The organism is Brucella sp. NBRC 12950, from assembly GCF_030268145.1.
Lineage (GTDB): Bacteria > Pseudomonadota > Alphaproteobacteria > Rhizobiales > Rhizobiaceae > Brucella.
This window is the reverse complement of sequence record NZ_BSQC01000028.1, coordinates 21,109-30,458: the sequence shown is the minus strand read 5'-3', so window position 1 is coordinate 30,458 and position 9,350 is coordinate 21,109. Positions and strand designations below refer to the sequence as shown.

Genomic DNA, 9,350 nt, shown 5'->3' with positions numbered 1-9,350 from the left:
CCCATTCCTCGTTTGCAACCCCGACCAGCCTCTCGGAATGGGGGCTGAACGTCAGCACCTGTCGCATCTGTAATCTGCTGGGAACGTCGCAACTTTAACTTGCTAAAACAATGTGTATAACGGGGGTGGGTTCTAGTTTGAAGTGCGACTTGCAAATGAATTCATGTGGTTAGCCGTGGAGGAAATTGGATCTCCGAATACTTGTTTACTGCTGTGTCGTAGGACCCTGCTCTTCAAAACCCAGCCGCGTCAAAGCCACCCACGGTCCCAGCATGGCTCTCCATGTAGATGATCGACCAAATAATCCACCAATGCACGCACTTTGATCGCCAGGTGCCTGGCAGGCGGATAGACAGCATATACGCCCAGCGGTAGATCTTCATAATCACGTAGCAATTGTTGCACACGGCCATCCCGAATGTATGGCCCAGCTATAAAAGACGGCACATGAGCTATTCCCAATCCCGCTGCGGCGGCCTCCATACAAGCTTCGCCGTTTGAAAACTGAAGCCGCCCTGTGACTGCCGCTGACTGGATTTCACCATCATGCGCGGGTTTAAATCGCCAGATCAAGGGATCTCGGAAATTCGTGTCGATAATACAGCTATGTTCGGAGAGTTCTCGCGGGTGGGTGGGCAAACCCTGTTCGCTGACATAGGAAGGTGCCGCGACCAAAACCACCCGAGCGTCGCAGAGCCGTCTTGCAATCAAACTGCTATCAAGCGGTTTGCCAATGCGAACACCAATATCGAACCCCTCGTCCACCAGATTGACAATACGATCTGAGAAACTGACGTCAATTTGTATATCTGGAAATATTTTCGCAAATTCCAGCAGGATTGGTGTCAGTTGCAATGTCCCGAAAGACATGGGTGCCGTAAGCCTTATACGCCCGCTCGGTGCACCGGATGCATTGCGTACGGATGCATCTAAAGCATCAAAATCCTGCACTAAGCCCTTGATACGCTCATAATATGCGTAACCGACCTCTGTCGGCGAGAGCGCCCGTGTTGTGCGCTTTATGAGCTGAACCCCTAAACCCGACTCAAGCTTTGAGATGAGTTTTGACGCCTGCCCGCTGCTCGTCCCAAGCCTTTGAGCCGCCGCTGAAAAACTGCCCGTATCAAGGACCGCGACAAACATCCGCTCACTATCAAGGCGATCCATTGATTGTTTCCGTTTTGGCTATTTATATGCTTCTATTGCCTAAAATAGTCAAAATATGGAAATAATTAAAGCGGTTCGTCAGGTTTGAACGCTTTCAATCCCCAGCAAATCTGGACCTATCGGTACAATGCCTGTGGGGTTTAACGCCTTGATCGAATAGTATCCCCGCTTGATATGATCAATATTGACCGTTTCACGCACGCCCGGAATATCCAAAACGCGCAACAGCCAGCCACTCAGCGCCGGATAGTCCTTCAACTGCCGGAGATTGCATTTGAACAAGCCGTAATAGGCAGCATCAAAGCGTATGAGCGTCACAAACAGCCGAATATCCGTTTCCGTCAGGCTCTCGCCAAACAGGAATGAACCCTTTCCATCGAGCTTTTCCTCAAGCACAGCAAGCGCCTTGAACACGTCGCGGAAAGCTTCCTCATAGGCGATCTGCGTTGTGGCGAATCCCGTGCGATAAACGCCGTTGTTGAGCCGAGGATAGATATACTCGTTCAACTCGTCGATTTCTGAGCGCAAGGCTTCCGGATAAAAATCGAAATCCGCGCTGGCAAGATCGCCAAAACCTGAGTTGAGCATCCGAAGAATGTCAGCGGACTCATTGTTGACGATGGTCTGTTTTTGCTTGTCCCACAGCACAGGCACTGTAGCGCGGCCCGTATAATGTGGATCTGCTTTGGTGTAGATCTCGTGCATATAAGTGGCGCCATTGAGAACATCACGATCAGCGCCCGGATAGTCGCCAAATCGCCAGCCCTGATTGGTCAGAGCAGGTTCTACCACCGAGATCGAAATTACATCTTCCAGCCCTTTGAGCTTACGGCCGATTAAGGTGCGTGACGCCCATGGGCAGATATAAGCGACATAAAGATGGTAGCGACCTGCTTCTGCTTTGAAGCCCGCCTCACCCGTCGGACCTGCGCTACCGTCGGGAGTTATCCAGTTTCGAAAGCCGGAAATCTGGCGCACGAAACCGCCTTTCTCATCTTTCGCTTGAACTGGCTGCCAGTCTTCTGTCCACTTACCATCTACAAGCATGGCGCTTATCCTTGAAAATTGTCGTTAGAATTGCGGAGAGTTCCCTCCCCGCATATCCAGCAAATAGCGATGTCTGCTATTTAGGCAGATGCACTCGGCTTCGCAGCATAAGCGCCATTGCCACCCAATGCCACGACGATAAGCCCAACGATCCAGAATGCCGGAAACTCCCAACCACCATTGGCGTTAGTGAAAAAGAAGCCAGCTGCACCGTGAACGGTGAAAATCGCACCGAGCAGGATCGGAATAAGAGCAACAGCTGCAATGCGCGGAAAGATGCCGATAATCAGCGCGATAGCGCCGACGACTTCCCAAAGAATGGTTACGTAGGCAAACCAGCCAGGCAGACCAAGCGATCCGAAAAATGCTGCGGTTCCTGCAGGTGTGAAGACGAAAATTTTCAAGCCAGCATGGGCGAGAAAGAGAATGCCGAGCGCCAGACGCATAATGAAAATAGCATAAGGCGCAGTACGATTGTCGATCACGATAGACCTCATTTCCGATGATGAATGTTTGAGGCAGACCATGCCGAAAAGCACCGATAAAGATAAGATAGCCAAGGCGAAATGAACTTCTTCCGAAATGGAAGAAATGAGAAAATCGCTTATTTTCTCGTATTGATGCATCTTGCAGCTGACTTCAGATGGCATTAACAACAGCCTCATTCTTGCGGAGAATTTTTATGGCAGTTGGACGCCAATCTATGCCGCCGCTCAATGCGCTTGTCGTCTTCGACAGCGCTGCACGGCTTGGCAGCTTTTCGCGCGCCGGTCTGGAGCTCGGTCTCACCCAAAGCGCCGTCAGTCGTCAGATCGGCAAACTTGAAGCGTTCATCGGCTCCAAGCTGTTCAACCGCCTCCCCGTTGGCGTTCAGCTCACCACAATGGGCGAAAGCTACGCCTCAGATGTCAGCCGCCTGCTCGGCGATTTGACGGCAGTCACCGACGGCCTTCGTGCCTGGACAGGCCCACGACAGATAACCATTGCCTGTTCGCGCGGCATTGCTGATCAGTGGTTCTTGTTGCGTGTTGGAATGCTGAAAGCGGAGCTCCCTGGCATCGAAATCCGGCTGCGCGTGACCGACGATGTGGCGCATTTGCGCCTCGATGAATTTGATCTGGCGCTGTTCTATCGCAAGGAACGTCCGATTGGTGTGAATCTAACCGTGCTGGGGCGCGAAGAAGTTGTGCCGGTTTCCGCCCCCGGCGTGGTAAACATCATGGAACAGGAAGCGCCGGTTCTACTCTCAATCGAAGACACCATGCGCGAATGGCAAGGTTGGCCTGAATGGTGGCAGGATGCGCGGCTCTCCCCTCCTCCCGGTGCACTGGAATGGCGCTTGGGCGATTATGGCCTCTGCGTTGCAGCGGCCACGCAAGGGATCGGCATCACGCTTGGCTGGACTTGGCTCATCAAAGAGCAGCTTGCAGCAGGCACGCTCGTACCCGTCCACGATCATATGATGCGATCAGACGCTTATTTCTATCTGATGCGGCCAGCCGACCGCCATCAGCGCAAAATTGTGCGTGAAGTGTCGGACTGGTTGATTGCAAGCAATGGAACCGACGCAATCACGTAAAGATGATGAGACTCATTCGGCAGGTATAACAGCTGCACGACGACGAGCCATCATACGGAACCGCACGTAACCAACGACAGTAAACACCAGCCAGGCCACCTGCGTGATAATGGAACCCAGATTGAAGTTCCACGAGAGCGAATAAATCAGCGCTACACCGCCAAGAATATTGAGCACGGTAATGATGGCATCGTCCACCGTGTAAATACGTAGCTGAATCAGGGCATAAGCAGAAAGATAGAAAACTGCACCCAACAAGCCAACAATATCCGGCAAACTCATTTTGATCTCCACGATCAGCAAAATTTCAATCGCAGAGGCAACTTTTTTTGTGGAAGAAGCGCCACCGCAGGTCTCTGTGGAATGCTCCTTTATCCCTGTTCCCATAAAAGCCAAGAGGTACATTTGGCATGGGGGTATGCATAAAAGTCATATCATAAAAACCTCTTACAACCCTTGAAAGTTACGAGCTGTGTGGGCTAGTCCAACCCGCAAAATCGATTTAGCTATGCATAAAATACAAGCTAAGACTTCAACAGGGGTAACGCATGACTGGGTACCGAAACGATTTTAACCTCTCCCGCCGCAGCTTCATCACAGGCGCCGCAGGTCTTGGCCTTCTAGCCGCTACTGGCATGAGCGGTTTGATCACCTCGGCAGCAGCCGCTGCAGCCGATGGCGCGCCAAAGAAGGGCGGAGTGCTCAAGCTTGGTATTGGCGGCGGCTCCACCACCGATAATTTCGATCCGCGCCTTCTGAAGGATTGGGTTCCGGTCAATCAGGCCTACATGCTGATGAACGGTCTCGTCGAAATCGACGCCAACAACAAGGCTGTGCCTGAGTTGTTTGAAAGCTGGGAACCATCTGCCGACGCCAAGGAATGGACCTTCAAGGTTCGTCAGGGCGTAACCTTCCATAACGGCAAGACGCTTGACGCCGACGACGTCGTCTATTCGATCAATCTGCACCGCGGCGAAACCACATCCGGTGCGCGTTCGCTCGCATCTGAATTCACTGATGTAGTCAAGGTTGACGCTGGCACGGTCAAGATCACGCTGAATAGCGGCAATGCTGATCTGCCTTACATCCTGTCCGATTATCACTTCCTCGTCGTTCCTAAAGACTGGACCGATTTCAACAAGCCGGTTGGCACCGGACCTTTCGTTTTCGAGCGTTTCCAGCCGGGCGTGCGTTCGCGTTTCACGCGCAATGAGAGCTACTGGAAGCCAAATTCGGCTTGGGTCGATGCGGTTGAAGTCATCGTAATCAATGACGTGTCTGCCCGTACCAACGCCATGATGTCCGGTCAGGTTCACGCCATCAACCAGCTCGACTTCAAGACGGTTGATCTGTTGAAGCGCAATCCGAACCTCAACATCGTTCAATCGTCTGGCGGCCAGCATTTCTCTTTCCTGATGGATTGCACGCAGGCGCCGTTTACCGACAACAACGTCCGCCTCGCCGTCAAGCACGCCATTGACCGCGAACAGCTACTCAAGACCGCTTTGCGCGGCTATGGGCGTCTGGGCAATGACAACCCGATCCCAAGCACCGATCCGTTCTTCGATGCAGCACTGCCGCAACGCGCTTATGACCCGGAGAAGGCCAAGTTCTATCTGAAGCAGGCGGGCATGGATTCGCTGAAAATTCAGCTGTCCGCCTCAGATGCCGCCTTCACGGGCGCTGTCGATGCAGCAGCGATCTTCCGCACCGCCGCCGTCAAGTCGGGCATCGAGATTGATATCAAGCGTGAACCAGCAGACGGATATTGGGACAATGTCTGGATGAAAGCGGCGTTCTGCATGTCTTATCGTGGTGGTCGCCCGACTGCCGATCAGGCTCTGTCGATCGCTTATGCATCCAACGCTTCACAAAACGATACGCATTGGAAGAGCGCTGATTTCGACGCCAAGCTGCTCGAGGCCCGTGCAATGCTCGATCAGGCCAAGCGCAAGGAAATCTACGCTGAATTGCAGGCCATGATCAGCAATGATGGCGGCGCGCTTATCCCAATGTTTGGCGACTATCTCGACGCCACCTCCAAGAAGCTCAAGGGCGTGACCACGCATCCGATGTTCAATCTGATGGGTGCTCGCCTTGCCGAAAAAGTCTGGCTGGAAGCATAAATGTTCGTTCTAATTCTCAAGCGTGTGGGGCTCGGGCTCCTCACGCTGTTCCTCGTATCGGCGTTGATTTTCGCCGGCACGCAGATCTTGCCGGGTGACGTGGCGTCAGCCATTCTCGGCCAGAATGCCACGCCGGAAGCGCTTGCGACGCTGCGCGAAAGCCTTGGTCTCAATCAACCGGTCCTCGCACGCTATTTTGCGTGGCTTGCTGGTTTTGTGACTGGTGATCTCGGTACTTCGCTTGCCAACCAGCAGCCGGTGGCCGATCTTTTGTGGCCGCGTTTCTGGAATACGATGGCACTTGCAGCCTTTGCAGCGGTCATCAGCGTTCCTATTGCAATTCTCCTTGGCCTTATCACTGCGGTAAAGCGCGGCGGCATTTTTGATCGTGTTATCAATATCGTAGCGCTGGCTTTTGTCTCTCTGCCTGAGTATTTCCTGGGCCTGTTATTGATATTGTTTTTGTCGATCCGCTTTAATCTATTGCCGAGCCTTGCCGACACCTATGATGGCATGACCTTCCTCGAATGGGTGCAGGCCACTGCTCTGCCCGCACTAACGTTGGTTCTCGTGACCGTCGCGCAGATGATGCGTATGACACGTACCGCCGTTTTGTCGGTTATGGATCAAGCCTATGTCGAAACCGCATATCTCAAGGGTCTGCGCACCAAGCGCGTCGTGACCAAGCACGCTTTGCCAAATGCGGCGGCGCCTATCGTCAATGTGGTGGCGTTCAACATCGCTTACCTCATCACCGGTGTGGTGCTTGTCGAAGCCGTGTTCAACTATAACGGCCTTGGCCGCTTCATGGTTGATGCTGTTTCCAAGCGTGACCTTCCGCTCGTGCAGGCTGCGGCTCTCGTCTTCGGTGCTGCCTATGTCATTCTCAATATCATCGCCGATGTCGCTGCCATCGCGCTCAATCCGCGCCTGAGGCACCCACGATGAATAAGATGAAAAAATCAATTCCGTTGACGGCGTGGGTTGGTCTCACCATCGTCACACTGTGCCTTTTGATGTTCCTGTTTGGCCCGTTGATCGCGCCTTATGGTCAGGAAGAAATCGTCGGCGCACCGTTTGATCCGCCATCGGCACAGTTCTGGTTCGGTCTTGATCAGAATGGCCGCGACATGCTCTCTCGCCTGCTTTTTGGTGCGCAGATGTCAATCGGCGTCTCGCTCGCAGCATCGCTCCTGTCGTTCAGCGTCGGCGTGCCGCTCGGCTTCCTCGCCGCCATTTTCGGCGGCTGGGTCGATACGGTACTGTCGCGCATTGTCGATACCGTCATGTGCATTCCCGTGCTCATTTCGGCACTCGTCATTCTTCAGGCGCTCGGCTCGTCGCTGCCGGTTCTGATTATCACCATCGCATTGCTCGATTCCACCCGCGTGTTCCGTCTAGCGCGTATTGTGGCGCAGGGCGTGAATGTGCTGGAATATGCCGAAACGGCCCGTCTTCGCGGCGAAGGCCTCGGCTGGCTGATCTCGCGTGAAATTCTGCCGAATACGCTGCCACCGCTGATTGCGGAATTTGGTCTGCGTTTCTGCTTCACCTTCCTCTTCGTTGCAGGCCTGTCGTTTCTTGGCCTTGGCATCCAGCCGCCATTTGCGGATTGGGGCGGCATGGTGAAGGACAACCAGCAGGCTATTCTCTACGGCCTTTATGCACCGCTTTTCCCGGCGGCTGCAATCGCCATCCTCACCGTTGGAGTCAACCTCGTTGTTGACTGGCTTCTGGCCGGGCGCACGACTACGCAGGGAGCTGATCGATGAGCAAGGATATCGTTCTTTCAATCTCCGACCTCGTCGTCAAAGCCCCCAATGACGCAACGCTTGTTGATCATGTCGATGTGACGCTGAAGCGTGGTGAAGTGCTTGGTCTTATCGGCGAGTCTGGCGCTGGTAAATCCACCATTGGGCTTGCAGCCATGGGCTATGGTCGCGGCGGTTGTAGAATCGCTGAAGGCACAATTGTCGTTGACGATATTTCGCTGATGGACGGCACCCGCGAAACCCGTGAAAAGGCCCGTGGCGCACGTATCGCCTATGTGGCGCAGAGTGCGGCAGCGTCGTTTAACCCTGCACACCGCATTGGCGATCAGATCATGGAAGGCCCGCTCTATCACGGCCTCATGACCAAAGCCGAAGCAAAAACATGGATGCTGGAACTGCTGCATACATTGCAGCTTCCCGATGCCGACACCTTTGGCGATCGCTATCCGCATCAGGTTTCCGGTGGTCAGTTGCAGCGTGCTATGGTTGCCATGGCCATGTCCTGCCGCCCGGATATTCTGGTGCTGGACGAGCCGACCACCGCACTTGACGTGACAACGCAGATCGAAGTGCTCGCACTCCTTCGCAGCCTGATCCAGCGTTACAACACTGCCGCCCTTTACATCACGCATGACCTTGCAGTCGTGGCGCAGATCGCCGACCGCATCATGGTTCTGCGTCATGGCAAGATGGTTGAACTTGGCTCTTCGGAGCAAATTCTCGAAGCGCCAAAGCAGGAATATACCCAGCGTCTGGTGTCTGAGCGTGAAGCCAGCATTTCGGGTGAACAGGCCGAACACAAGACTGGCGAAATCCTGCTCGAAGTGAAAAACGCGACTGCTTATTACGGCAAGAAACTCGTTTTGACCGATGTGGGCTGCTACATCCGTCGTGGAGAAACGCTTGCGGTAGTGGGTGAATCCGGTTCCGGCAAATCAACGCTTGCGCGTGTGATTGCAGGTCTGCCACCGCATTCTAGCGGCATCATCACCCTTGCCGGACAGCGGCTCGAAGCGAACTACAAAAAGCGTTCGCGCGAAGAATTGCGTCGTATTCAGCTCGTTTACCAGCTCCCTGACGTGGCATTGAACCCACGCCAGACCGTTGGTGAAATCATCGGTCGCCCGATGAAGTTCTATTTCGGCATGAATGAAGATCAGCGCGAGGTCGAGGTCAAGCGCCTGCTTGAACTCATCGGCCTACCTGTCGACTTTGCAGACCGCCTGCCCGGTGCCCTTTCGGGCGGACAGAAACAGCGCGTTTGTATCGCACGCGCGCTTGCAGCAAAGCCTGATCTTATCATCTGCGATGAAGTCACTTCAGCGCTTGACCCGCTCGTCGCTGAAGAAATTCTCAGGCTCCTGCGTAAACTGCAGGATGAATTGCAAGTGTCATATCTCTTCATCACCCACGACCTTGGCGTCGTACGCCGGCTCGCCGACCGCACCATGGTGATGCAGAAGGGCAAGGTGGTCGAAACCGGCACCACGAAGGCAATCTTCGAGCCGCCTTATGAGCCCTATACGGAGCAGCTCATCACATCCGTTCCGGAGCTGCGCCGCAACTGGCTGGACGACATCCTGAAGGCACGTGCCGCCAGTTAAACTACCGATGCGGCGCTAATGCCGCACCGGCTTCTCCTTGTTCAAATTGGAACCG

9 protein-coding genes are annotated in these 9,350 nt (G+C 54.1%); 5 read left to right on the top strand and 4 right to left on the bottom strand.

The genetic code is table 11. From position 1 onward, the window contains the following. Nucleotides 1–249: 249 nt before the first annotated feature. From QSJ70_RS26900 to QSJ70_RS26890, 3 genes are all read right to left on the bottom strand, one after another. Entirely contained in the window at nt 250–1,167 is a 918-nt protein-coding gene (locus QSJ70_RS26900) for a LysR family transcriptional regulator (RefSeq protein WP_285541229.1), read from the bottom strand. A 78-nt stretch (nt 1,168–1,245) separates the two neighbouring features. Further along, nucleotides 1,246–2,214, bottom strand: coding sequence for a glutathione S-transferase family protein (locus QSJ70_RS26895; RefSeq protein WP_215778837.1), 969 nt, complete (start codon nt 2,212–2,214; stop codon nt 1,246–1,248). An 80-nt stretch (nt 2,215–2,294) separates the two neighbouring features. Beyond that, entirely contained in the window at nt 2,295–2,699 is a 405-nt protein-coding gene (locus QSJ70_RS26890; RefSeq protein WP_215778835.1) for a DoxX family protein, read from the bottom strand. 197 nt (nt 2,700–2,896) lie between these two features. Here QSJ70_RS26890 and QSJ70_RS26885 point away from each other — a divergent pair, with 197 nt between their 5' ends. Next, nucleotides 2,897–3,793 (top strand): LysR substrate-binding domain-containing protein, encoded by an 897-nt coding sequence (locus QSJ70_RS26885; protein WP_215778834.1) that lies wholly within the window; start codon nt 2,897–2,899, stop codon nt 3,791–3,793. Nucleotides 3,794–3,805: 12 nt separating this feature from the next. Here the strand turns inward: QSJ70_RS26885 and QSJ70_RS26880 are convergent, their stop codons facing one another. Beyond that, nucleotides 3,806–4,075: a CBU_0592 family membrane protein gene (locus QSJ70_RS26880; RefSeq protein WP_039860778.1), complete on the bottom strand. Its 270-nt coding sequence runs from the start codon at nt 4,073–4,075 to the stop codon at nt 3,806–3,808. 266 nt (nt 4,076–4,341) lie between these two features. Here QSJ70_RS26880 and QSJ70_RS26875 point away from each other — a divergent pair, with 266 nt between their 5' ends. From QSJ70_RS26875 to QSJ70_RS26860, 4 genes are read left to right on the top strand one after another with little or no spacing between them, the layout of a single operon-like run. Beyond that, a complete protein-coding gene (locus QSJ70_RS26875; RefSeq protein WP_285541225.1) occupies nt 4,342–5,919 on the top strand; it encodes an ABC transporter substrate-binding protein in 1,578 nt (525 codons plus the stop codon). Then, nucleotides 5,920–6,867, top strand: coding sequence for an ABC transporter permease (locus tag QSJ70_RS26870; RefSeq protein ID WP_215778830.1), 948 nt, complete (start codon nt 5,920–5,922; stop codon nt 6,865–6,867). Beyond that, a complete protein-coding gene (locus tag QSJ70_RS26865; RefSeq protein WP_215778828.1) occupies nt 6,864–7,691 on the top strand; it encodes an ABC transporter permease in 828 nt (275 codons plus the stop codon). Before QSJ70_RS26870 ends, QSJ70_RS26865 begins: the two co-directional genes overlap by 4 nt. Beyond that, on the top strand, nt 7,688–9,295 hold the full coding sequence (locus QSJ70_RS26860; protein ID WP_285541223.1) for an ABC transporter ATP-binding protein: 1,608 nt from the start codon (nt 7,688–7,690) through the stop codon (nt 9,293–9,295). The genes QSJ70_RS26865 and QSJ70_RS26860 overlap by 4 nt, the downstream gene beginning before the upstream one ends. Nucleotides 9,296–9,350: the final 55 nt, after the last annotated feature.

Bases quoted from the DNA above. Each gene is read 5' to 3' on its own strand.
- QSJ70_RS26900 (WP_285541229.1), bottom strand. From the start codon at position 1,167: ATGGATCGCCTTGATAGTGAGCGGATGTTTGTCGCGGTCCTTGATACG.
- QSJ70_RS26895 (WP_215778837.1), bottom strand. From the start codon at position 2,214: ATGCTTGTAGATGGTAAGTGGACAGAAGACTGGCAGCCAGTTCAAGCG.
- QSJ70_RS26885 (WP_215778834.1), top strand. From the start codon at position 2,897: ATGGCAGTTGGACGCCAATCTATGCCGCCGCTCAATGCGCTTGTCGTC.
- QSJ70_RS26880 (WP_039860778.1), bottom strand. From the start codon at position 4,075: ATGAGTTTGCCGGATATTGTTGGCTTGTTGGGTGCAGTTTTCTATCTT.
- QSJ70_RS26875 (WP_285541225.1), top strand. From the start codon at position 4,342: ATGACTGGGTACCGAAACGATTTTAACCTCTCCCGCCGCAGCTTCATC.
- QSJ70_RS26870 (WP_215778830.1), top strand. From the start codon at position 5,920: ATGTTCGTTCTAATTCTCAAGCGTGTGGGGCTCGGGCTCCTCACGCTG.
- QSJ70_RS26865 (WP_215778828.1), top strand. From the start codon at position 6,864: ATGAATAAGATGAAAAAATCAATTCCGTTGACGGCGTGGGTTGGTCTC.
- QSJ70_RS26860 (WP_285541223.1), top strand. From the start codon at position 7,688: ATGAGCAAGGATATCGTTCTTTCAATCTCCGACCTCGTCGTCAAAGCC.